The sequence below is a fragment of the Pectobacterium sp. CFBP8739 genome, from assembly GCF_013449375.1.
Taxonomy (GTDB): Bacteria; Pseudomonadota; Gammaproteobacteria; order Enterobacterales; family Enterobacteriaceae; genus Pectobacterium.
In genome coordinates, this window is the sequence record NZ_JACDRR010000007.1 from 365,998 (window position 1) to 389,206 (window position 23,209).

The window sequence follows — 23,209 nt, forward strand, 5'->3', positions numbered from 1 at the left end:
CGTTCAGGACTGTCGCGTTAACCGTTTCTGAGTTATTTCCAATCTTCTTTAATGACCGATGGCACTTTGCTGACGTCCACGCCGCGCAGTTTGAGCGCCTGTTCATAGTAGTGCTGCGTCTTGCCGGATTGATACAGCTTGGCGAACTCCTCATTCAGGAAGTTATGGAAGGTCTGGTCGGCTTCTTTACGGATTGCCCCGCTGGTGCTGACCTCAATAATCGGCTTCGGCAGAATCAGATTGCCCTTGCCGACTTTAGCCTGTTGCAGCGCCAGCGCCGGGTGGAAATAGGACAGCGCATCGACCCGACCCGCATAGAACGCCGCCACGCCTTCATCCATATTCGGGAAACGCACCAGCTGTGCTTTTGGCAGACGTTTGGTCAGAATCAGGTCCGGGCTGGAGCCCAGCGTGACGCCGATTTTAACATCTTCCCGATTGAGGTCGTCCCAGTTGGTCACCGTAATGCCATCACGAATCAACACGCCTTGCGCATACCAAAAGAAAGGCTGCTCAGGAAAATCGACCGCTTTTTTCCGCTCTTCCGTTGGGTCGAGCACTAGCATGGTATCGATCTGACCGGTTTGTAAGGCGGCGATGGCGTTGCCCCATGTGGTTTCCACCGTCACCAGTTTTACCCCGAGGTCTTTTGCCAGCTCTTTACCGATGTTATAGCCGATGCCGTCCCATTCTCCGGTCGAAGGATTTTTAAAATACCAGGGCTCGCCCTGTGCCACGCCGATGCGTAACTCACCGGTCTGTTTGATATGTTGCCACGTCGAGGTTTGTGTTTCGGCGGCCTGACTGAAAAAGGAGGCGCTAATCAGCGTTATCGCCATGAATACCTGGTGAAGTGAACGTTTCATTATAGTTACCTTGATGATTGAGTTTTAATCGAGGCGATATATTTCGCTCATGCAGAGTAGCGAAATACTTATAGCGAAATTAGTTCTTTTCGCCTTATCTCATTCCAGATAAATATAACGATTCATTGAGAGAAAAATCACGTTGGCGGACGGTCTTCCTCGCGGTAAGGCGCGGCGTCTGGGGTTGTTCCGTTTACCGCGTCAGGTAGCCGATGAGTATTGCCGCTATTTACCGTGTTTTCCTCTGGCGGCAGGGTATAGCAATAATTTCGCTATGCTTTTTAACTATTGGCAATTACTGATAATGCACCGTTCTTTTAGGTACGACGAGGCAGCGTCATTATGATGACAAGTCCGCCTTGCTTGCCGCGTTCCGCATAAATAGCACCGCCATGGGCAGTGATAATGGCTGACGCGATGGAGAGCCCCAGCCCGCTGCCGCCGGAGTGCCGTCCGCGCGAATGTTCGGCCCGCCAGAAGCGGTCGAAAAGCAGGGGCAGCGATTCAGACTCAATCCCCGGCCCGCGATCGGAAACGGTAATCTGCCAGCACGGCGCATTTTCACGCAGCGTCGTTTCACGTACATCTATCGCCAGATAGCGGCCATCGCTGGCGTAACTTAAAGCATTCTCAATTAAAATCGAGAACACCTGTCCTAACCGTTCGCGGTCGGCGAGGCAAAAGTCGTGTTGTTCAATATGCGTCTTCGTCTGAAATCCGGCTTGCTCGAGTTGAGGCCGATACCAGGTCAGCCGTTCGGTGATGAGTTCGTCGAAGTAGAAAGGGGTCTGAACCAGTTGCAACTGCCCGGCTCTAGCGAGTGACAGGAAATGCAGATCCTGAATCACGTGATTGAGCTGTTCGAGCTGTTTGATGACCATCGTTAGCTGGGCTTTATCTCGCGGGAAGACATCATCAAGCATGCCCTGAACGCGGCCCATTGCCGCATTTAACGGTGTACGCAGTTCGTGAGCCAGCGCCGCGCTGGATTCACGCAGTTCCCGTTCGTAGCGTTCCAGCTGTGCGGTCATGTTATTAAAGTCGTCTGCCAGCGTGACTAGCTCCATCGGTGCCTGTTCGACAAGCTGTGTGCGGGTATCGAATTTCCCTTGAGCGACATCACGTGCGGTGCTGGCAATATTGGAAAATTGCTGTGACAGCGGCCGCGCGCGCCACAGCACCACGACCACCATGGTGGGTAGGGCGATCAACACCATAATCGCCAACACCAGCCAGTCGCTGCTGGCAATATTCGGTACAAAGAAATCTGGGCCGTAATACTGATTGATAATCTGCTGGTAGCGAGGATTAGCGTAATCTTCTTGTTTGCTTAACTGTTGAAACTCAGCCCGCACTTCATCCGGCATCTGCTGTTCGACGTAGACATTGTTGACAGCGAAGCGCAGCCACATCAGGGTAGCGATAATGAGTAGGGTAGCGAGCAGCAGAGAAATGATGCGAAAGCACAGCCAGCGCCACAGCGACATGTTTTCTGACAGAAAGATCGATTTTTTCATCGGGTTCACCGGAATCGATAGCCGACGGAGCGGACGGTGACGAGCACGTTGATGATGTCGTACTGATTGAGCTTCTTCCTGATGTTGTGAACGTGGGTATCCACCACACGCTCCAGCGCGTCACTTTCCGGCATGCTGGCTTCCAGCAGTTCACCACGGGTAAAGGCGCGGTTTGGTGCTTTGAGCAGCGTCACCAGAATGTTGAATTCGGTCGGTGTCAGATCGAGCACCACGGATTCGGATGGTGATAGCGCGACGCTTGCCGTCACGGAGGTCGGGTCAACCGACAAATTCTCGAATGTCAGGATCGCCTCTTCCCGAATGGCGTAGCCGGTACGTCGCAGCACGGCCTGTACGCGCGCAACCACTTCCTGCGGATTATAGGGTTTGACGACATAATCATCCGCGCCGTAGCGCAGTGCGCCAATCCTTTCCGGTTCGTCGCCGATGGCGGTGACCATAATCACCGGAATATTACTGCGCTGACGCAGGGCGGACAGCACTTCTGAGCCATTCATCTTCGGTAGCATGACGTCCAGCAAAATTAAATCGGGTTTACTGGTCAGCGCCATGTGCAGACCTTTTTGTCCATCAGACGCGATAGACACCTGATAACCATCGCGTCGCAGATAGGCTTCGAGCACGCTGGCGGCGTCCATGTCGTCTTCAATAATTAACACCCGTTTTTCTGCCATTACGACCTCTTAATGAAATCTTAAAAAACCACAAAGCGTTTCTTGACTAAGCATCAGCATAATTCGCCACGGTGCCGAAAAGCCAACACCAATTAGCTTGTACCCACCGGGTAAACACCACGGTGCAAGATTATCGCGTTAAAGAGGGGATGTATGAACATAACAACAATGATTTTATCCACCAGCCTGTCCGCTATCGTGCTATCAGGCACTGCATTTGCCGCGGAGTCGGAAGCATCGTTGCCCTCGCTCCTGGGCGAACGCACGGATGTGACCGTGGGCGTCGCCGCCCAAAATGCGCCACGCTATCAAGGGAGTAAAGCTCGTCAGACCACCGCGCTGCCTGTACTGACCGTTCAGCGTGGCCCCCTCTATTTCGATTCTACGCACGGCATCGGCTGGCAATACCAGTCACCTTCCGGTTTCTATCTCGATCACGCGATTGGCTACGACATGGGACGGGATGAGAAAAACAGCGAGTGGCGTGCAGGCTCAAATCGGCTAAAAGGGATGGGCAAGGTGAAAGGATCGGTCACCACCACCGTAACGGCGGGGTATCAATTTGCGCCGTGGCTAGCACTGGAAGCGAGCGGTGAGTTTGCACTGAGTGAGACTAAAAGGGGAAATCAGTACCGCGTTGGGGCAAAAAGCACGGTATGGCAGTCGGCGGCACAAGACGATGTGCTGGCGCTGTCGGCGGACGTGTTGATGGGGGATGCTCGCTATAACCAAACCTATTACGGCGTGACGCAGCAGCAGAGTCAGCGCTCTGGATTGGCAGCGTACCATGCGGGAAAAGGTGTCTACGGTTATGCGCTGGGCGCGAACTGGATGCATCAATTTAGCCCTGCTTGGTCAACGAACGTCGGGGTGACCTCAACCTGGCTCACTGATAAGGTTGCGGATAGTCAAGTTGTGGAACGACGGAATGATACCGGCGCCACGCTGGCCGTTCTGTATTCGTTCTGATGTTATCTGATGAGTGAGAGGATGTAATGATGGTCAGCCGTTTTGCTTTCTGTCTGCTGTCGGCCGTGTTGCTTAGTGGCTGTGACAGCGCTGATGATGCGCCCGCGTCACCGCCTGTCAGGCCGGTGAAAACGCTGGAGGTCATGCCTGCGATGAACCGGGAACCCGTGACGTTAACGGGGGAAGTTCGCCCACATGAAGAAACGGCGTTAGGTTTCCGGCTGGATGGCCGCATCCTTAATCGTCTGGTGGATGTGGGCGCGTCGGTAAAGCGGGGCGATGTCATTGCGACGCTCGATGCGCGCGACAGTGAAAATCAGCTGCGCAGCGCGCAGGCGGATTTAGCCAGCGCCATCTCGGCGGAACGGCTGGCGAAAAGCAACTTTTCCCGCATGAAGGCGCTGGCGCCGGGCGGGGCGATTGCGCGGGTGCAGCTTGATGAAGCGCAGGCAAACTGGGACGCAGCGGCTTCCCGTCGTGAAAGTGCGCAGGCAACGGTGAAAGGTGCTCAGGAACGCTTCGGCTATACGCAACTCACGGCAGCGCAGGACGGTGTCATCACGACGGTCAGCGCCAATCCCGGTCAGGTAGTGAGTGCCGGACAAGAGGTGGTGAAGTTGGCCTCTCTGAGCGGACGCGATGCGGTGTTTGACGTGCCGGAGCGACTAGTCAATCAGTCACTTGCCTCGCGCGTTATCCACGTTTCGCTGCTGTCTGAGCCGAACGTTCAGACTGAAGGACGCGTGCGGGATATCAGCCCACAGGCCGATCCCGTTACGCGTACTTTCAGAGTGAGAGTCACGTTAACCTCGCCACCCGCTGCGATGGTATTGGGTGCCAGCGTGAATGGTGCGATACAGCAGTCCGACACGGCAGTCATTGAACTGCCCGCGTCTGCGCTGACTCGGCAGGGCGATCAACCGGCTGTCTATGTCGTAGACACGGCAACCCAGACGGTACGTTTGCGGCCGGTTACCGTGGCGCGCTATAGCGACACGACGATTTTCATTGGCGGGGGGCTGGAACAGGGCGATCGCGTGGTGACCGCTGGTGTCAGTAAATTACGGCCAGATGAGAAAATTCGGCTGGATGAAGAGGGGCGTCGCTGATGGCACAAGAAACGCAATCGAGCGCACGCTTTAATCTGTCCGCCTGGGCATTGGCGCATCAGCAACTGGTGGCGTTTATGATGCTGGTGATTATGGCGGCAGGCGTGATGAGTTATCAACGTTTGCCCCGCAACGAAGATCCGGCGTTTACTATCAAGTCCGCAGTGGTGTCTGCCGCCTGGCCGGGCGCGACGGTGGGCGATACGGTCAATTTCGTCACCGATAAGCTGGAGAAAAAATTACAGGAAACGCCGTACCTTGATTATGTCGAGAGCTACACCCGTGCTGGGGAATCGGTTGTTTTCGTTAACCTGCGCGATGACACGCCGCCGTCTGCCGTGCCGAATATCTGGTATACGGTGCGTAAGAAAATGACGGACATCGCCAGTTCGCTCCCTGATGGCGTCAGTGCGCCTGCCGTTAATGACGAGTTTGATGATACGTTCGGGACGATTTATGGCTTCACCGCCGAGGGATTCTCGCCGCGAGAGCTGCGCGATCGCGTGGAGGATATTCGTTCGGCGTTACTGAGCGTACCGGATGTCGGTAAGGTCGATATGCTGGGCGTGGAAGAAGAGCAGATTGTGGTGACGTTTTCTCCCCGACGTCTTGCTGGATTAGGGATTGATGCACAGCAGGTTATCGATTCACTGAAAGCGCAGAATGCGGTCACGCCCGCCGGTATTATTCGCACCGACGATGAGAAAATCGCCGTGCGCGTCAGCGGGGCGTTTACCTCCGAGCAGAGCCTGCGTCAGATTACGTTACGCATCGGCGGAAAATTTGTCCCTCTGGTCGATATCGCCACGATTAATCGTGAAACGGCCGAGCCACCGTCCCCGACGTTTCGGGTGAATGGCGAGAAGGCCATTGGACTGGCGATCTCAATGGCGCCCACTGGCAACATGCTTCATTTCGGTCAGGCGATTCGCGACAAAATGAATATGCTCTCTGCGCAACTGCCGCATGGAATTGAGATGACTCGCGTGGCCGATCAGGCCGAGGTGGTGAAGGGGGCTGTCGGTGGCTTTGTAAAAGTGCTGCTGGAAGCCGTTGCCATTGTTCTGGCGGTGTCGTTTGTGTCGCTCGGCAGCCGCGCGGGACTGGTGGTGGCCGCCTCTATCCCGATTGTGTTGGCAATGACCTTCATCGGCATGGAAATCACCGGTATCGGGCTACAGCGCATTTCACTGGGGGCGCTGATTATCGCGCTGGGGCTGCTGGTGGATGATGCCATGATTACGGTGGAAGCGATGGTGTCACGGCTGGAGCAGGGCTGGGATCGCAAACGCGCGGCGGCTTGGGCTTATGAAAGCACGGCATTTCCGATGCTGACGGGGACGCTGGTGATGATCGCCGGATTTATTCCGGTTGGATTTGCGGCATCCAGCGCGGGGGAATACTGCTTTTCGCTCTTTGTCGTGGTGCTGATTTCATTGCTGAGCTCCTGGATTGTCGCGATTCTCTTTTCGCCTTTGCTCGGTGTCTGGCTGTTGCCAAAAACGTTTAGCCACCATCACGACGAGCCGGGACGGTTGGGACGCATGTATCGCCAGTGGCTCCAGCACGCGTTGGCGCACCGGGGAATGACGCTGGCTATCACTCTCATACTTCTGGTTATTTCGCTGTTTGGCGCTACCCGACTGGAGGGCGAGTTTTTTCCGGCTTCCGACAGGCCGGAGTTACTGGTTAGCCTAACGCTACCGGCGAATGCCTCACAGACGGCAACGGAAGCGCAGGCGAAACGGCTGGAAGCCGTGCTGAAAAACGATCCCGATGTTGACCATTTTTCCACGTATGTCGGATCGGGCGCGGTGCGTTTTTATCTCCCGATGGATGTCTTGCTGAGTCACGAAAATATCGCGCAACTGGTGGTGGTAGCAAAAAATCTGGACGCACGGGATGCGCTGGCGGCCCGGTTGAATCAGGTGCTGGAACGGGATTTTAGTTCCATCGTGGCACGTGTATCCGCACTGGAACTGGGGCCGCCGGTGGGCTGGCCACTTAAATATCGGGTGGCGGGGCCGGACAGTCAACGTGTCCGCGATATCGCGCAGGGGCTTGCCAGTCTGGTAGGGAAGCACGCCGACGTTCGTGAGGTGAATCTGACGGCGGGTGAACCTGAGCGCACAGTGAATGTGGTGCTGAACCAGACGGAAGCACGCGCCGTGGGTATCAGTTCGCAGGATGTGGCGAGTATGCTGGCGGCGATATTTTCCGGTTCGACGCTGACGTCGGTGCGTGATGACAATCGGCTGGTGGATGTGGTCGTTCGCGGCACGCCACAGGAACGCAGAGACGTTGCGACGATCGCCAATCTGCAAATCCCGATTGCGGATGGACGCTCCGTACCGCTGGGACAGATTGCGACCGTTACGTATGGCGTTGAGGATCCGATTATCTGGCGTCGTCAGCGCGAAGCGTTTATTACGGTGCAAATGGATATGGCGCCGGGCGTGCGGGCTCCTGCGCTGTCTGAAAAACTGGCTCCTGACATTGAACGCTACCGCGCCGCGTTACCTGAGGGTTACCACATCACGGAAGGCGGCGTGGCGGCGGAATCTGACAAGGGCAATGGCTCCGTGTATGCCGTGTTGCCAGTGACGCTGTTAGTGATGCTGGTGCTATTGATGGTTCAGTTACAGCGTATTTCTCGCATGATATTGGCATTTCTGACCGCGCCGTTTGGCCTGATTGGCATCGTTGCTGCCATGCTGCCGACGGGTACGCCGATGGGGTTCGTGGCTTTGCTGGGGGCGATTGCGCTGGCGGGTATGATCATTCGTAATGCCGTTATTCTGATTGGCGAGGTCGATCTGAACGTGAAAAACGGGCAGCCCGCGACAGAGGCGATTGTCAATGCGGCCAGCCATCGCTCACGTCCGATTATATTGACGGCGCTGGCGGCGATTCTTGGCATGATTCCGATTGCGCATCAGGTATTTTGGGGGCCGATGGCCTACGCAATTATTGGTGGGTTGATGGTCGCGACGCTGTTGACACTACTTGCGCTGCCTGCGGCGCTGAGTTTGCTCATGCAGTGGGAAGGGCGGAAAATGGCAAATCAGACAACGCCTTAAGAGCAACACGGCAGGTCGTGGCTCGATATCTGGTCGCCACGGCCTGCCGAAACGCGGTTATTGATCGACGACGGAACCGTCGACGTGCAGCCGGGTTTTCAGGCCGCGACGGCGATAAGGGAAGCGGTTCTCCAGATCGTCCGCCAGCTCGATACCGATGCCGGACTGTGTCGGGATCTCCATGAAGCCATCCACGCATTTGAAGGTGTTCTTCACCACGTCTTTCTTCCGTACGCCGTTTTCGACGCCTGTTGCGCCAAATTTTTCCGACAACGCCGGTTGGTCATCCCCTGGATATTCCAGCAGGGCAAAATTCGGAATGCTGACGGCGATCTGCAAACAGGCGGCGGTAGACACTGGGCTGAGCGGGTTGTGTGGTACGACCATCAAATCGTTGGCTTCTGCCAGCGCCGCCACTTTTTTCGCACCGGTAATGCCCCCGCACATGCAGACATCAGGGCGCACATAGGCGACGGCATTGCGGCGAATCAACATCGCAAATTCCTGCGGATTATTCAGGCGTTCACCGGTGGCAATAGGAATATTGATTTTGTCAGCCACCTCCGCCATGGAGTCGAAGTTATCTGCGCCGATAGGGTCTTCAATAAAATAGGGATAAAACGGCTCAATGCCACGTGCGAACACCACGGCATCGGCGGGTTTCAGACGGCGATGAACTTCGATACACAGGTCGACATCGTTACCGACCGCTTCCCGATACAGGCCGATGCGCTCAATGGCTTCGCCGATCTCTTTAGCGTGGGTGGTGAAGTAGGGGGCATCGCGCGACTCATCCAGAAAAGGCGTCAGATGACCAATCGCGGTAAAACCGTCGGCTTTGGCCTGTTTCAGGTTGGCGATGGTTTCTTCTGTGGTGCGGCCTCCGGCATGGGCATAAACGCGCGCCTTGTCGCGGCAGCGACCGCCCAGCAGATTATAAACCGGCGTATCGTAATATTTGCCCGCGATATCCCACAGGGCGATATCGATGGCGCTGATGGCACCCATGATCGCGGCACCGCGGAAATGCCAGCAGCGGTACATATACTGCCAGTGATGTTCAATACGCAGCGGGTCTTGCCCAATCAGGTACGTGCGCAATGCCTCGACAGCACCTTTAGAGGCATCGAGAAAGCCCCAAGCACCGGATTCGCCAATGCCCGTCAGCCCTTCGTCAGTGGTGACCTCAACAAACATATATCGATTCGCGAGGATCACACGCACGTCGGTAATTTTCATCAACCCTTTCCTTAAGTTAGCCTGCTTAGGATTGAGTCTAATCATAGAAGCGTGCGCGTTGTCAACGCTGGCGTCCGCGACGATAGCCGTCTTCGAACGCCGAGTGACTTAGAGATGCCCTGACAAACGTTGGTGGATTTTGGTGCTATGGGTATCCAGCCCAACGATCGCGACCTTCGCATCGTAGCGATGATAGCGGGTTTCGATCGCGTCGAGCGCCGCCACGCTGGAAGCATCCCAGATTTGGGCGTGTGTCAGATCGATAGTGACGTTCTGCGGATCCTGCGCATAGAAAAAGTGTTCGAAGAGGTCGTTGCTGCTGCCGAAGAAGAGCGGCCCGCGCACCGTGTAGTGCACCGACTGCCCGTCTTCACTCACCTGACGCTCCGCGTGAATGACGTGCGCCACGCGGCGAGCAAACAGCAGGATGGCAAAGATCACACCGCCCGCTACGCCGATAGCGAGATTCCCCGTCGAGACGGTGGCGATAACCGTTACGATGACCACCAGTGTTTCCGACAGCGGCATACGTTTCAGCGTCGTAGGATGCAGGCTATGCCAGTTCATCGTCTTGACCGCGACGATCATCATAATGCCAGCCAGCACCACCATGGGGATCTTTGCCATGATTTCGCTCAGTCCGGTCACCAGCAACAACAGCACCAGCGCGGCGGCGAGGGTAGAAAGGCGCGTGCGCGCTTTGCCTAACTCCACGTTGACCACGGTTTGCCCGATCATCGCACACCCGGCAATGCCGCCATAGAAGCCCGCGAAGATATTGGAAACGCCCAGCCCCCAGCATTCGCGGCGCTTGCTGGACGGCGTATCCGTGATGTCGTCGACCAGTTTAGCCGTTAACAATGACTCCATCAGCCCGACAAAGGCAATGCTCAGCGCAGTCGGCCAGATGATGTGCAGCGTTTCAAGATTGAACGGCACCAGCCACTGGGTGAAACCCGGTAATCCGGGCTGCATAGGGCCAGCATCGCCGACATTAGGCACCGTGATGCCGGTAAACATGGCAATCGCGGTTACCGTCACAATGGCGACTAGCGGTGCGGGGATACTTTTCACCACATAAGGCAACAGCAGAACAATCGCGAGCGTCAGCGCAAACAGCAGCCAGACAAGCGAGGATTGCCCGTAAATATGCGGCACCTGTGCGGCAAAAATCAGGATGCCCAGCGCATTGACGAAACCGATCATCACCGAGCGCGGGATGTAGCGCATCATTCTCGCCAATCCGGCCAGGCCAAACAGAATCTGGATGATCCCTGCCATGATCACCGCAGGCAGAATATAGGCCACGCCGTGCGCGTGCACCATCGGACCGATAACCAGCGCTACGGCTCCCGCCGCTGCTGTCACCATCGCTGGTCTGCCGCCGAGGAAGGACATGGTGAAACATAATACGATGGAAGCAAACAGGCTGACTTTGGGGTCAACCCCCGCGATGATAGAAAACGAAATCACTTCTGGGATAAGTGCCAGCGCGGTGATGGTGCCAGCCAAAATCTCGCGCATCAGCAGCGAAGGAGAGCGTAATACAGCAAGCGTTGACGGCGCAGAAAGCGATGGCGTCGGCGTGGCGTCGGGTGATGAGATCATATATGCAGGCTCTTACTTTTTCTTATTTATCGGTCAATGACGAAAGGCGGGAGAGGATAAATTATCGGCAGGATAAAAGATACTGTCCTTCATCGGCGGGCAGGGAAAAGCCTGCGGAGAAATAAAGGGGCGGATATCTTTGCGAGCGATGACGCGATTGCCTATTTTAGCCTGAGCAGGGACGGGATATAGCTTGAGTGGAATCACGTACTTCAGCGTTATCACGATCTCGGTTGCTCGCGGCCAGGCCTTGTGACGGGGAATGATGAAAGAAAAAGCATCAACTAACTGGCTATCAAGATAAATATCACAGCGCACCAAATCGGAACGTCGGTAGCCATCTAACACATAGTCCAACGTCGCGTAGCCTTGTGTCAGCGATTTCAGAGCATCAAAGAAGCCGAAGACCATTTCACTGAGCGGCAATGTCCAGTTGAGTGCCACCAGACCATTATCAAGGTATTGCATATCGATAAATTCCCCGCGCCGCGATGCACCATATTCCATCAGTGTGCCAACGTAGCGAGGGGGTGAGTGAATCGTACAGATAACATAGGGTTCTTCGACAAAATTTAACGTTTCTTCACCGGGGAAATGTGCCGGATGACATAAAACACAGCGTTGAGCCTGCCTGAACGCTGCCGTCCACCACGCGAACGTGCATGACTGCGCCCTGATAGGGATCGTAATGTGAGTCAAACACCAGCGCGCGCAGCGGCGCATTGGCGATCCCTTTTGACGCTAGGAAGCGGTGCGTAATAACACTCAGCACTGCCGCCACGCCTTCTCCGGTTCTGGCCGAGACGGACATCACGGTAGTGATATCCAGCGAAGGAATATCTGCCCACTGCTGCATTACCTGCGATTGTTTTTTACTGTCATGCTAATCACTCCAGTAGGTTATTGGGAACGGTACGGGTGCCAACCGATGGCTCGTCTGTACTCAGGTTCGTGGGGAGGATGACGTCTTCACGGTGGTTTCTGGCGGCTGCCAGCCACCGCCGAGCGCCTTGAATGTGGCGACGGCTGCTCGTGCCGATTCAGTTTGAGCCTGAGCCCGTGCATCGGCGGTTTGTAGCAGGGTTTCATCGGCGTGAAGAACGTCAATCAGGCTGCTTGTTCCTTTCTGGTAGGCGATGAAAGACGACTGCCGCGCGCTGGCTAATGCGGTCTCACCGGCGGTTAACGTTGCAGATTGCGTTTCGCGATTGACCAGGGCCGAGAAGGCGTTCTCAACGTCTTCGGTCGCGCGGAGTACCGACAGGCGGTAAGCCGCGAGTGCTTCGGCTTCCTGCCCTTTAGCCTGATCGATCTGAGCGTTAATGCGGCCGAAATCGAAGAGCCGCCAGCGCAGTCCCAATACGCCTGCCGATTGGCTGGCGCCGCTGGAGAACAGGTTGCCGTTCGACACCGACGTTGCACTACCGAGCAAGGCGTTGAGTGAAAATTTAGGGTAATACTCGCTGATGGCTACCCCGATGCGGGCGTTGGACGCCGCGAGATGGCGTTCGGCCACGATAATATCCGGCCTGCGGCGTAGCAGGTCGGCAGGTGTTCCTGTTGCTATGAGCGAGGGCGGTTGTGGAATGTTACCTGAGACAGACAGTTGGGCTTGATGCGTGCCGAGAGGTGTGCCGAGTATAACGTCCAATGCGTTCATCGCGGCGTCGATTCCGGTCTGGAGAGCGGGCACGGTTGCCTGAACCTGCGAAAGCGCGCCCTCCGTCTGACGAACCTGATATTCTGCGGCGAGCCCTTTATTGTGGAGCAACTGTACCTTATCCAGCAGCTCTTGCTGTGTCTTGACCTGACTGTTGGTGATCGCCAGACGCGTTTGTAACCCGCGCAGAGTGATATAAATATCGGCAGTCTGAGCGGCGACGGCCAGACGCGTGGCCGCGACGCCCGCCTCGGAAGCCTGATAGTCAGCCAGTGCCGCCTGACGACCGCGCCTCAGGCCTCCGAATACATCAATCTCCCAACTGGCGTTGAGATCGGCTTCATAAGCATTGCCGTAGCGATTATAGCCAGGAACCGCGTTGAGTAGCTGGCCTTGCGCGGTTTCAACCGACTGGTAGGCGCGAGTGCCTTGTCCGCTGATGTTGCCCGAGGGCAGCAGCGCCGCCGTTGCAGCGCCAAGCCCGGCACGCGCCTGAGTCATCCGTGCGGATGCTTGGGCCAAATCAAGATTCTGCGCAAGTGCTCTTGAAACTAACTCACTCAGTAAGGGATCATTAAAGCTTTCCCACCAGACGGCAAGGTTGGCTGCCTGAGTGACGTTTCCTTGCTCTGCTAAAGACGGTTTTATGGCAGATTGCGTCTGATAACGATCCGCGAGTGGCGCGTCTGGACGGTGATAATCCGGTCCAACCGCGCAACCGGCTATTACACCAGTCGTTACCACCAAAGCAAGGGTACGGAGGGATAACATAGGAATTCCTTGAGTCAAAAAGGTTGTGACCATATTACGTATTGGTCACTCGTTGTCAATCAGCGCTCGGTGAGCTAAGCTTGAGTAATGACTAAACATATGAATACACCGTCCCCACGCGGGCCGTCGGATCACAGCGTTCGAGATCAGGTTGTTGAAGCGGCGACTGAGCACTTCGGACACTTTGGGTATGAGAAGACAACCGTGTCCGATCTGGCCAAAGCGATTGGCTTTTCTAAGGCCTACATCTACAAGTTTTTTGACTCCAAACAGGCTATCGGTGAGATGATTTGTACTAACCGACTGGCAATGATTATGGATATTGTCAACGCGGCGCTGGTGGATGCGCCAACGGCTTCAGAAAAGCTGAGGCGCCTGTATAAGGCCTTGATAGAAGCGGGCAGCGATTTATTTTTTCACGATCGCAAGCTTTATGAGATCGCCGCGGTATCCTCGCGCGAACGCTGGCCTTCAGCCGTTGCGTATGAAGAAAAGTTACGCAAGCTTGTTCAGCAAATTCTTCTCGAGGGACGACAGTCTGGGGAATTTGAACGCAAGACGCCGCTGGATGAGGCGGCAGATGCCATTTATCTGGTGATGCGTCCTTATGCTTGCCCTATTCAACTGCAATACAACCTGGATTCGTCAGCGTCCGCTGCGGTGTTACTGCCGTCGTTAATCTTGCGTAGCCTGGCACCTTAAAATTGTGACCATTGACAAAATTGGTCACTAGTCTGAGAATGCGGTTTCTGTCCTGCTCATTTAAGAAGGGAACCCATGCTTCGGCTAAAATCCACCACTCTTGCTGTTTGCCTGTTGCCTCTCGCCCTGGTGGCGTGTGGCGATGCTTCCGATGTCGACGATCCACGCAATCAGCCTCCTCTGGTGAGAGCGGCTACCGTGGTGAGTGCTGTTGAGGCTTCTCGTGCCTTCACCGGTGTTGTTGTCGCACGAGTTCAAAGCGACTTGGGTTTTCGGGTGCAAGGCAAAATCCTTGAACGTCTGGTTGATACCGGCCAGACCGTGAAACGTGGCCAGCCTTTGATGCGTCTGGACCCAATCGATCTCAGCCTGCAGGCACAAGCCCAGCAGCAGGCCGTTACCGCGGCCCGTGCCCGTGCCAGACAGGCGACCGATGACGAAGCTCGCTATCGTGGTCTGGTTGCTGCAGGTGCGGTATCCGCTTCAGCCTACGATCAGATCAAGTCCGCTGCCGAGATGGCGAAAGCGGAACTGAGCGCCGCGCAGGCTCAGGCCGATGTAGCACGCAATGCGACGGAGTATGCCGTGTTGCTGGCCGATGCCGACGGCGTGGTAATGAATACACTGGCTGAACCCGGTCAAGTGGTGAGTGCAGGGCAGGCTGTTGTTCGGCTGGCGCGCGCGGGGCAACGGGAAGCCATCGTACAACTGCCCGAAACGCTACGCCCCGCGGTTGGAAGCGAAGCGCAGGCAATGCGCTATGGCGCAGGAGAACAGCGTGTTCCAGCGAAACTGCGGTTGCTCTCCGATGCGGCCGATCCGTTGACGCGTACCTTCGAAGCGAGGTATGTGCTTGAAGGTGAGCTGGCGAGTGCACCGCTCGGATCCACCGTTACGCTCCACATTGTGCAAGATGACGTATCCCGCCAGATGTTACAGGTGCCTTTAGCTGCAATTTATGACCCAGGGAAAGGGCCGGGTGTCTGGCGTATTTCAGGCGACCCAGCCAAAGTATCATGGCAACCCGTTCAGATGTCTGGCCTTAGCGACGATAGGGCAAAGGTGACCGGGAATCTCAAACCGGGAGAGCAGATTGTTGCCTTGGGGACGCATTTGCTGCATGACGGCGAGGCGGTCCGAGTGATTGAACAGCGCGATGCCAGCGTCGCCGGGAGCCAGCCATGAGCGAGGGAAGATTCAATCTTTCGGCGCTTGCTGTCCGTGAGCGCTCCATCACGCTATTTCTTATTATCCTGATTACTGTTGCTGGCATTCTCTCGTTCTTTGAACTGGGGCGTGCAGAAGATCCACCGTTTACGGTCAAGCAGATGACCATTGTTTCTGTCTGGCCGGGGGCGACCGCTCAGGAAATGCAGGATCAGGTGGCTGAACCGCTGGAAAAACGCATGCAGGAGCTCAAGTGGTATGACCGCAGTGAGACTTACACGCGTCCTGGACTCGCTTTTACCATGCTGTCACTGCTCGATAGTACGCCGCCTTCACAGGTACAGGAGGAGTTCTATCAGGCGCGTAAAAAGCTCGGCGATGAAGCCAGGAACCTGCCGGCAGGCGTGATTGGGCCGATGGTTAATGACGAATTCTCCGATGTGACCTTTGCGCTCTTTGCGCTGAAGGCGAAGGGCGAGCCGCAGCGTTTACTGGTCCGTGATGCCGAATCGCTGCGTCAGCGTCTCTTGCATGTGCCGGGCGTGAAGAAGGTCAATATCATCGGGGAACAGGCTGAACGTATTTTTGTGTCGTTCTCGCATGACCGGCTGGCGACGCTGGGTATTGCTCCTCAGGACATTTTCTCCGCGCTGAATAGCCAGAACGAACTGACGCCTGCCGGCTCGATTAATACGAGCGGGCCGCAGATCTTTATTCGTCTGGATGGCGCTTTTGATAAGTTGGACAAGATCCGTAAAACGCCGATTGTTGTACAGGGTAGGACGTTACAGCTTTCAGACGTAGCAACCGTTGAGCGTGGTTATGAAGATCCTGCGACCTTTCTGGTTCGCAATCAGGGAGAACCGGCGCTGTTGCTGGGCATTGTGATGCGTGAAGGATGGAATGGCCTGGATTTGGGGAAGGCACTGGATGCTGAGACGACCAAAATCAATGAAGGCATGCCGCTTGGCATGACGTTGACGAAAGTCACCGATCAGTCGGTGAATATCAGCTCGTCTGTTGACGAATTCATGATCAAATTTTTCGTCGCGTTGCTTGTCGTGCTGGTTGTTTGCTTTATCAGCATGGGCTGGCGCGTGGGAGTTGTCGTTGCCGCCGCGGTGCCGTTGACGCTGGCTATCGTCTTTGTGGTGATGGAAGCGTCCGGTAAAAACTTTGACCGAATTACGTTGGGGTCTCTCATTCTGGCGCTGGGTTTGCTGGTCGATGATGCCATTATCGCCATCGAGATGATGGTAGTGAAAATGGAGGAGGGCTATAGCCGTGTTAAAGCCTCCGCCTATGCCTGGAGCCATACGGCTGCCCCGATGCTGGCTGGTACGCTGGTCACCGCTGTGGGTTTTATGCCTAACGGTTTCGCGCAATCCACCGCCGGTGAGTACACCAGCAACATGTTCTGGATCGTCGGTATTGCCCTGATTGCCTCCTGGGTCGTTGCGGTGGTCTTTACGCCTTATTTGGGCGTAAAAATGCTGCCGGAAATCAAAACCGTAGAGGGGGGACATGCCGCCATCTACAACACCCGCCATTACAACCAATTTCGCCGTTTACTGACGCGTGTTATCTCGCGGAAATGGATCGTGGCAGGTACCGTGGTGGCTGCCTTTACCGTAGCGATCTTAGGTATGGCGCTGGTTAAAAAACAATTCTTCCCGACCTCCGATCGTCCTGAAGTGCTGGTAGAGGTACAGATGCCCTATGGGACTTCCATTGAGCAGACCAGCGCGGCAACGGCGAAGGTAGAGGACTGGCTGAAGAAGCAGGAAGAGGCAAAAATTGTTACGTCTTACATTGGGCAAGGTTCACCGCGCTTTTTTCTGGCTATGTCGCCAGAGCTGCCCGATCCGTCGTTTGCAAAAATTGTCGTGCTGACGGACAGCCAGGAAGCGCGTGAGGCTCTCAAGTTTCGGCTTCGTGAAGCGGCGGCCAATGGCCTGGCAACGGAAGCGCTTGTTCGGGTGACTCAACTGGTGTTTGGCCCCTATTCACCTTATCCGGTAGCCTACCGTGTTATGGGACCGGATCCGACCATGCTACGTGAGATTGCAGACAAGGTTAAAACGGTGATGCTGGCAAGTCCGATGATGAGGACCGTCAATACCGACTGGGGGCCACAGGTGCCGACGCTGCATTTCACGCTCGATCAGGATCGTTTGCAGGCGGTGGGATTGACATCGAATGCGGTTGCTCAGCAACTTCAGTTCCTACTCTCGGGGATTCCGATCACGTCGGTGCGTGAAGACATCCGCGCGGTACAGGTCATGGGACGTGCTGCCGGGGATATCCGGCTTGATCCAGCCAAAATAGCGGGCTTCACGCTCGTGGGGTCTGCCGGTCAGCGTATTCCTCTGTCACAGATAGGGGAAGTCGACGTGAAGATGGAAGATCCTATCCTGCGCCGCCGCGATCGCACACCGATCATGACTGTACGGGGTGATATCGCCGAAAACCTGCAACCGCCGGATGTCTCTATGGCGATCCTGAAACAGCTACAGCCCATCATCGATACACTTCCGGCCGGATACCGTATTGAACAGGCTGGCCCGATTGAAGAATCAGGAAAAGCCACTCAAGCGATGGCACCGCTGTTTCCTATCATGATCGCGCTCACGCTACTGATCATCATCCTACAGGTGCGGTCAATGTCGGCAATGGTGATGGTGTTTCTCACTTCACCGCTGGGGCTGATTGGCGTGGTGCCAACGCTACTACTCTTCAACCAGCCGTTTGGTATCAATGCGCTTGTGGGGTTGATTGCGCTATCCGGTATCCTGATGCGTAATACTTTGATTCTTATCGGGCAGATCCATCACAACGAGCAGGAAGGACTCTCGCCATTCGATGCGGTGGTGGAGGCGACGGTGCAGCGAGCCCGACCTGTGTTGCTGACCGCGCTGGCCGCCATTTTGGCGTTCATCCCGCTCACTCATTCTATTTTCTGGGGCACGCTGGCATACACGCTGATTGGCGGGACGTTTGGCGGCACCATCATCACGCTGGTGTTTCTGCCTGCGATGTACGCTATCTGGTTCAAGATACGTCCAGAGAATGAGAAGCACGTCGATAAACCCGCCGCGGTGTAAGCCGTCATTGATATGAAAACGCTCGTCACACAAGGTGGCGAGCGTTATCCAGTCTATTTCGCCTCTGGCCATCGTAGTCTCGTAGCGTCAGTGAACCACTTTCGCCAGATGCGACGGCGTTCTTTGCCGTGTTTTTTGACTTTCCATTCACCTTCACCGAAGACTTTCAGACCGGTAGAATCCACCACCAGATGCGCAATTTCACCACGGGTGGGGGTTTTGACACTGATATTGACCGACGTTGCCCGCTTGCTGACACTGCTGTAATCCGCGCAACGGAACGCCCATCAGGGCAAAAATGGAATCAATAAAGCCTGTGCGGCTGGCAGGGGCAGCCGGAATGCACGTTTAATCACCAGGACAGTCGTGATGGCAAGGTCAGAATAGCGCTGAGGGCGTCCCCGTGATGATGGTGTTGCCGTTTCGTACCATACCTTAACCGCTTCATCGTCCAGCCAGAAGGTGATGGAACCACGGTTGATAAGGGTTTGTTGTAGGTCTTCCAGTTGGTGATGCTGAATTTCTGCTTTGCCACGGGACTGCCTGCGTAGTGAGGGGATGCGTGTTCTGATCCTTCTACTCAGCAAAAGTTCGATTTATTCAACAAAGCCCTTTTTCGAAATCCTCGCAGTAAATATTAAGTAGGTCAAAGGGATAATTGAGAGACGGATCTTCACGGAAAGCAGTTAATAAATAATCTACCGTTGCGTGTACACGGGGTGCTATAAGCGCTCTGTGTGGGTACTGAATAACCATCTCGTAATTTCCTGGATCGTGTTTGCCCATCAGCACTATTTTCAACTTACCTTCCTTTAGATAGCGAAGTGCGTGATGAACTCCAACCTGAGCAATGCCGAGTCCCAGACAGGCTGCTTGAACTTGAGCCTCCGGTGCGGAAATAGTAATAACAGCATTGTCGGGTTCCATGGTTGTCAGGCTGCCATCCTCTGAGCGAAATCCCCATGGCGAGAGCTTTCCACCTAAAAAACGACGAGCTATCAAATGATGCTTGCTTAGCTCTTGAGGGGATTGGGGGACCCCATAATTTTTAAGATACTCAGGAGAAGCGACGAGAATCATACCTAATTGGCAGACCGGACGAGATATCAGTGTCGAATCGACGATGCGGCCTCCCCTGATAGCCAGGTCATATCCATCACGGACCAGATCTACCATTCTGTCATCAAAATCAACCTCCACGGACAGCGATGGGTAGCGGGCTCGTAACCCTGAAAGCACGGGTAACACTTGCTCCCGTCCGAATGCCGCACTGGTTGAAATACGAACATGCCCACTAATTTCCATTTTTCTTGCGACTACAGCATCAACTGCAGTATCCAGAGCATCAATAGCAATACGCGCTTGCTTGAGAAAGAGTTTTCCCTCATCGGTAAGGCTCAGTTTACGGGTTGTCCTGTTCATCAGGCGTATACCCAAAACCTGCTCAAGACTCGCCACATTTTTACTGACCGCTGCCGAGCTTATCCCTAACGAGCGGGCTGCTGATGCAAAGCTCCCAACATCAGAGGCTTCGATAAATGAAAGTATTGCTCGCACACGTTGTGAAAGTTCCATATCTATACCTCGGGAAATGATATTTATGACGGTAAAAGATGTATGCGCCGATTGACAACTTGAGGTTATCAATTCATCAACTTTATGTACGGTTAAATAATGGGTAAGCGTTGTGCATAATGGTTCTAACAACACAGACGAGATACCATCCTTTTTTAAGTTAACAATAAAATATACCACTTCTCTTACAAGTTATGATGAATTTCATAGCGAGAATATAAAAATATATTTCTGTAGGTGGTTAACACTTCAAGAAAGACATCACACAGGGAATGCTTTTATATGGAGATGATTACGATTTTCACTAAAACCACTATCTGATAAAAATAGCTATTCTCGGAATGATAGCCTGATGACACGAAGTCGAAAGGTATTCTTTCATCTTTAATAGATGCAATAATTTGAGGTTATTTCACCATGAAAACGTTAGTTATAGTTTCCCATCCTTACGCTTCTCAATCACGGGTAATTAAAATGCTTCAACAAACTGTTGAAGCGCGAAACGACATTGTCGTTCGTAATCTCGAATCTCTTTATGGTAATACCATCAGCGAGTTTGATGTTGTGGCAGAACAAGCAGCCAGTGAAGACGCTGACCGCATCGTGTTCATGTACCCAACCCACTGGTTCAACCTTACTCCGAATCTTAAAGCTTATCTTAACGAAGTCTGGACTTATGGCTGGGCATTTGGTCCGGGGGGAGAGGCGCTTAAAGGTAAAGAAATGCTAGTGGTAACTACAGCCGGTGCCAGTGAGCATCTATATTCCCATGATGGCTTGATTGACGGTACGATGGATGACGTGCTGACCCCGATGAAGGCCAGTGCACGATATGTGGGGATGAAGTACGTCGAACCTCTTGCATTCTTTGAAGTTACTCAAGCGGATAAAAAGGCCTTATTAGATTTTCAGACTAAGCTCTCAGCGAGACTCCAGTTCTGATAAGTATGGCTATTTATTTTAAAGGGGTAGTTATGAGTAAAATGAAGTTAATTTCATCCAGGTTTATTTCTTTTCAAATATTTATCATCGGGTTATTTTTCATCAACGTATCAATTGCTGCAGATAATGTTCATCGATCAGCAGTAAAAACACTTGTGATTGTTTCACATCCTTACCCAGAACGCTCTGTGATGATAAAAGGGTTACAGCAGGCTGCAGAACGTGTTGAAGGTATGACTGTTCGAAATTTAGAAACTATTTATGGCTATAATACTCGTGGCATTGATAGTAATAAAGAAAAACTGCTTACGCGCCAGAATGAGCGTATTGTTTTTCTTTTTCCTACGCATTGGTTCAACATAACGCCTATGATGAAAGCGTATCTAAACGACGTTTGGGGAAGTGTAGGGCCAGGACTCTGGCAGAGCAAAGAAATGTTAATTGTAACGACTGCCGCAGGTGATGAAAGCACGTATGGTAGCTCAGGAAGGATTGGCATGAGTCTGGCAGAGGTTTTTGCACCAATGAAGGCCAGTGCACTGCATGCTGGAATGGTATATTTACCGCCGTTAACATTCCAATCTGTTAGTTCTTCACGACTACCTGAATATCAAAAAGAATTTATACAGCGACTTGAAAAATAGCATTGTTTATATTATTTGTTGTTTTTTTAACATTAATTGCTTTTGTAATTAATAGGTTGTGTTGTGCATATTTTTATTTATCAACTCCCTCTTTGAGATATTTAAAAATAAACTAAAAAATATTTAAGATAGTAAAATGCAATCACATTCAGATGGTTTAAATCTTCCATAGATATTCATGCATTATCTTTTTTAAATTAACAAGGTAAGTTTATGCAAAATTTTGTTTACCAAAATACCTCCAAAATTCTATTTGGTAGAAATCAGATCTCTAGCCTTTCTCAAGAGATTGCGATAGATAAAAGAGTCATGATTGTTTATGGAGGAGGGAGTGTTAAAAGAAATGGCGTTTTAAAACGAGTTAAAGACGCACTACAAAATACAATTGTATTCGAGTTCGGTGGTGTTGAAGCTAATCCGCACTATGAAACGCTTATGAAAGCGGTGGATATTGTTAAGCAAGAAAAAATTGACTTCCTTTTAGCTGTTGGTGGTGGCTCAGTCATTGACGGCACAAAATTTATTGCAGCAGCAGCCTGTTATGAAGGAGATGCCTGGAATATTGTCAAAAGTTATGGCAGCGTTGTGAAAAAAGCCCTGCCGATTGGCTGTGTACTTACTCTCGCGGCTACTGGCTCAGAAATGAATAATGTTTCTGTTGTCACAAAGGCTGCAACGAAAGATAAACTTTTTTTTGCATCGCCTTATATTATGCCTCAGTTCTCTATACTGGATCCTGAACTCACTTTCACACTGCCTGAAAATCAGACAGCTAATGGTGTAGTCGATGCATTTGTTCATATTCTTGAACAGTACATAACGTATCCAGTGAATGCAAAAGTACAGGACCGTCTTGCGGAAGGGTTGCTGAATACACTCAAGGAAGAAGGCCCAAAAGTATTAGTATCCCCAGAAGATTATGATGCCAGAGCAAATATTATGTGGTCGGCAACGATGGCACTTAACGGCCTGCTCAGCACTGGCACGCCTGCTGACTGGGCCACTCACTTAGTTGGGCAGGAAATCACTGGACTGTATGGTCTCGATCATGCTCAAACATTAGCTATCGTTATGCCTGCTATCTGGCAATATTGCCGTTCAGAAAAGGTGGAAAAACTTGCTCAGTATGGTTCCAGAGTCTGGGATATACCGGCTTCAGATACCGAAAAAATGGCAGAGCAGGCCATCCAGGCGACCGTTAAATTCTTTGAAGAAATGGGAGTAAAAACGCATTTGTCTGACTATGGACTGGGTGAGGAAATTATTCCTGAAGTTATTAATAAACTTGAAGAACATGGGCATGTTGCTTTAGGCGAGCACTCTACTATCACGACTGAAAACGTTGGGGAAATTCTGAGGCTGGCTCTTTAAAGTGTATTGTCAATCGTTATGGTTATATCATTCTTTCCATAGAGAAAGAAAAGTAATAACTGAAGGGTAAATAGCGTTATTAATACGCGAAGCTTCAGTTTTCTTAAGTTTTAACCAAGAATTAATCAGCTCAAAAGAAATTGCCATTTAATCAATGATGGCAATTTCTGAGGGTGAATTAGAGTAGATA

At 53.0% G+C, this 23,209-nt stretch carries 18 protein-coding genes and 1 pseudogene; 9 read left to right on the forward strand and 10 right to left on the reverse strand.

Features of this window, described 5'->3' with window-relative positions; all coding sequences use genetic code 11:
• Nucleotides 1-32: 32 nt before the first annotated feature.
• The 3 genes from H0247_RS07650 to H0247_RS07660 form a co-directional block, all read right to left on the reverse strand.
• Nucleotides 33-866, reverse strand: coding sequence for a transporter substrate-binding domain-containing protein (locus tag H0247_RS07650; RefSeq protein ID WP_180742002.1), 834 nt, complete (start codon nt 864-866; stop codon nt 33-35).
• A 317-nt stretch (nt 867-1,183) separates the two neighbouring features.
• Nucleotides 1,184-2,383, reverse strand: coding sequence for a cell wall metabolism sensor histidine kinase WalK (locus H0247_RS07655; RefSeq protein ID WP_180742003.1), 1,200 nt, complete (start codon nt 2,381-2,383; stop codon nt 1,184-1,186).
• Nucleotides 2,384-2,388: 5 nt separating this feature from the next.
• Entirely contained in the window at nt 2,389-3,078 is a 690-nt protein-coding gene (locus H0247_RS07660) for a response regulator transcription factor (protein WP_180742004.1), read from the reverse strand.
• 153 nt (nt 3,079-3,231) lie between these two features.
• Here H0247_RS07660 and H0247_RS07665 point away from each other — a divergent pair, with 153 nt between their 5' ends.
• The 3 genes from H0247_RS07665 to H0247_RS07675 are packed head-to-tail and all read left to right on the forward strand — an operon-like array spanning nt 3,232 to nt 8,236.
• On the forward strand, nt 3,232-4,047 hold the full coding sequence (locus tag H0247_RS07665) for a MipA/OmpV family protein (RefSeq protein ID WP_180742005.1): 816 nt from the start codon (nt 3,232-3,234) through the stop codon (nt 4,045-4,047).
• 26 nt (nt 4,048-4,073) lie between these two features.
• Nucleotides 4,074-5,156, forward strand: a complete 1,083-nt coding sequence (locus tag H0247_RS07670; protein WP_180742006.1) for an efflux RND transporter periplasmic adaptor subunit — start codon at nt 4,074-4,076, stop codon at nt 5,154-5,156.
• Nucleotides 5,156-8,236: an efflux RND transporter permease subunit gene (locus H0247_RS07675; RefSeq protein ID WP_180742007.1), complete on the forward strand. Its 3,081-nt coding sequence runs from the start codon at nt 5,156-5,158 to the stop codon at nt 8,234-8,236. Before H0247_RS07670 ends, H0247_RS07675 begins: the two co-directional genes overlap by 1 nt.
• 57 nt (nt 8,237-8,293) lie before the next feature.
• Here H0247_RS07675 and H0247_RS07680 read toward each other — a convergent pair whose 3' ends face one another.
• The 5 genes from H0247_RS07680 to H0247_RS07695 form a co-directional block, all read right to left on the reverse strand.
• Nucleotides 8,294-9,475, reverse strand: a complete 1,182-nt coding sequence (locus H0247_RS07680; protein ID WP_015840886.1) for a mandelate racemase/muconate lactonizing enzyme family protein — start codon at nt 9,473-9,475, stop codon at nt 8,294-8,296.
• Between the two features lie 108 nt (nt 9,476-9,583).
• Nucleotides 9,584-11,083 carry a SulP family inorganic anion transporter gene (locus H0247_RS07685; RefSeq protein ID WP_180742008.1) on the reverse strand — a complete coding sequence of 500 codons (1,500 nt, stop codon included), beginning with the start codon at nt 11,081-11,083 and terminating at the stop codon, nt 9,584-9,586.
• 33 nt (nt 11,084-11,116) lie between these two features.
• Complete coding sequence (locus tag H0247_RS19805; RefSeq protein WP_255433896.1) at nt 11,117-11,590, reverse strand: hypothetical protein; 474 nt, start codon at nt 11,588-11,590, stop codon at nt 11,117-11,119.
• Between the two features lie 76 nt (nt 11,591-11,666).
• Nucleotides 11,667-11,939, reverse strand: a complete 273-nt coding sequence (locus tag H0247_RS19810; protein ID WP_255433897.1) for a hypothetical protein — start codon at nt 11,937-11,939, stop codon at nt 11,667-11,669.
• A gap of 87 nt (nt 11,940-12,026) precedes the next feature.
• Nucleotides 12,027-13,514 (reverse strand): efflux transporter outer membrane subunit, encoded by a 1,488-nt coding sequence (locus tag H0247_RS07695; RefSeq protein ID WP_180742009.1) that lies wholly within the window; start codon nt 13,512-13,514, stop codon nt 12,027-12,029.
• An 87-nt stretch (nt 13,515-13,601) separates the two neighbouring features.
• Between H0247_RS07695 and H0247_RS07700 the strand changes: the two genes are divergently transcribed.
• From H0247_RS07700 to H0247_RS07710, 3 genes are all read left to right on the forward strand, one after another.
• A complete protein-coding gene (locus tag H0247_RS07700; protein WP_180742010.1) occupies nt 13,602-14,216 on the forward strand; it encodes a TetR/AcrR family transcriptional regulator in 615 nt (204 codons plus the stop codon).
• Nucleotides 14,217-14,291: 75 nt separating this feature from the next.
• Nucleotides 14,292-15,401, forward strand: coding sequence for an efflux RND transporter periplasmic adaptor subunit (locus tag H0247_RS07705; RefSeq protein WP_180742011.1), 1,110 nt, complete (start codon nt 14,292-14,294; stop codon nt 15,399-15,401).
• On the forward strand, nt 15,398-18,487 hold the full coding sequence (locus tag H0247_RS07710) for an efflux RND transporter permease subunit (RefSeq protein WP_180742012.1): 3,090 nt from the start codon (nt 15,398-15,400) through the stop codon (nt 18,485-18,487). The genes H0247_RS07705 and H0247_RS07710 overlap by 4 nt, the downstream gene beginning before the upstream one ends.
• Before the next feature lie 53 nt (nt 18,488-18,540).
• On the opposite strand, the pseudogene H0247_RS07715 reads toward H0247_RS07710, so the two are convergent.
• Both H0247_RS07715 and H0247_RS07720 read right to left on the reverse strand, forming a co-directional pair.
• Nucleotides 18,541-19,074, reverse strand: a pseudogene (locus tag H0247_RS07715) (transposase).
• Nucleotides 19,075-19,087: 13 nt separating this feature from the next.
• Nucleotides 19,088-20,062, reverse strand: coding sequence for a LysR family transcriptional regulator (locus H0247_RS07720; protein ID WP_180742013.1), 975 nt, complete (start codon nt 20,060-20,062; stop codon nt 19,088-19,090).
• A gap of 417 nt (nt 20,063-20,479) precedes the next feature.
• Between H0247_RS07720 and H0247_RS07725 the strand changes: the two genes are divergently transcribed.
• The 3 genes from H0247_RS07725 to H0247_RS07735 all read left to right on the forward strand — a co-directional run bounded on the left by H0247_RS07725 (nt 20,480) and on the right by H0247_RS07735 (nt 23,019).
• The gene (locus tag H0247_RS07725; RefSeq protein WP_180742014.1) at nt 20,480-21,004 is read left to right on the forward strand and encodes an NAD(P)H-dependent oxidoreductase; all 525 of its coding nucleotides are present in this window, start codon (nt 20,480-20,482) and stop codon (nt 21,002-21,004) included.
• 32 nt (nt 21,005-21,036) lie between these two features.
• Complete coding sequence (locus H0247_RS07730) at nt 21,037-21,648, forward strand: NAD(P)H-dependent oxidoreductase (protein WP_180742015.1); 612 nt, start codon at nt 21,037-21,039, stop codon at nt 21,646-21,648.
• A 213-nt stretch (nt 21,649-21,861) separates the two neighbouring features.
• The gene (locus H0247_RS07735; protein WP_180742016.1) at nt 21,862-23,019 is read left to right on the forward strand and encodes an iron-containing alcohol dehydrogenase; all 1,158 of its coding nucleotides are present in this window, start codon (nt 21,862-21,864) and stop codon (nt 23,017-23,019) included.
• Nucleotides 23,020-23,209 lie beyond the last annotated feature (190 nt).

Bases quoted from the DNA above. Each gene is read 5' to 3' on its own strand.
- H0247_RS07650 (WP_180742002.1), bottom strand. From the start codon at position 866: ATGAAACGTTCACTTCACCAGGTATTCATGGCGATAACGCTGATTAGC.
- H0247_RS07655 (WP_180742003.1), bottom strand. From the start codon at position 2,383: ATGAAAAAATCGATCTTTCTGTCAGAAAACATGTCGCTGTGGCGCTGG.
- H0247_RS07660 (WP_180742004.1), bottom strand. From the start codon at position 3,078: ATGGCAGAAAAACGGGTGTTAATTATTGAAGACGACATGGACGCCGCC.
- H0247_RS07665 (WP_180742005.1), top strand. From the start codon at position 3,232: ATGAACATAACAACAATGATTTTATCCACCAGCCTGTCCGCTATCGTG.
- H0247_RS07670 (WP_180742006.1), top strand. From the start codon at position 4,074: ATGATGGTCAGCCGTTTTGCTTTCTGTCTGCTGTCGGCCGTGTTGCTT.
- H0247_RS07675 (WP_180742007.1), top strand. From the start codon at position 5,156: ATGGCACAAGAAACGCAATCGAGCGCACGCTTTAATCTGTCCGCCTGG.
- H0247_RS07680 (WP_015840886.1), bottom strand. From the start codon at position 9,475: ATGAAAATTACCGACGTGCGTGTGATCCTCGCGAATCGATATATGTTT.
- H0247_RS07685 (WP_180742008.1), bottom strand. From the start codon at position 11,083: ATGATCTCATCACCCGACGCCACGCCGACGCCATCGCTTTCTGCGCCG.
- H0247_RS19805 (WP_255433896.1), bottom strand. From the start codon at position 11,590: ATGGAATATGGTGCATCGCGGCGCGGGGAATTTATCGATATGCAATAC.
- H0247_RS19810 (WP_255433897.1), bottom strand. From the start codon at position 11,939: ATGCAGCAGTGGGCAGATATTCCTTCGCTGGATATCACTACCGTGATG.
- H0247_RS07695 (WP_180742009.1), bottom strand. From the start codon at position 13,514: ATGTTATCCCTCCGTACCCTTGCTTTGGTGGTAACGACTGGTGTAATA.
- H0247_RS07700 (WP_180742010.1), top strand. From the start codon at position 13,602: ATGACTAAACATATGAATACACCGTCCCCACGCGGGCCGTCGGATCAC.
- H0247_RS07705 (WP_180742011.1), top strand. From the start codon at position 14,292: ATGCTTCGGCTAAAATCCACCACTCTTGCTGTTTGCCTGTTGCCTCTC.
- H0247_RS07710 (WP_180742012.1), top strand. From the start codon at position 15,398: ATGAGCGAGGGAAGATTCAATCTTTCGGCGCTTGCTGTCCGTGAGCGC.
- H0247_RS07720 (WP_180742013.1), bottom strand. From the start codon at position 20,062: ATGGAACTTTCACAACGTGTGCGAGCAATACTTTCATTTATCGAAGCC.
- H0247_RS07725 (WP_180742014.1), top strand. From the start codon at position 20,480: ATGAAAACGTTAGTTATAGTTTCCCATCCTTACGCTTCTCAATCACGG.
- H0247_RS07730 (WP_180742015.1), top strand. From the start codon at position 21,037: ATGAGTAAAATGAAGTTAATTTCATCCAGGTTTATTTCTTTTCAAATA.
- H0247_RS07735 (WP_180742016.1), top strand. From the start codon at position 21,862: ATGCAAAATTTTGTTTACCAAAATACCTCCAAAATTCTATTTGGTAGA.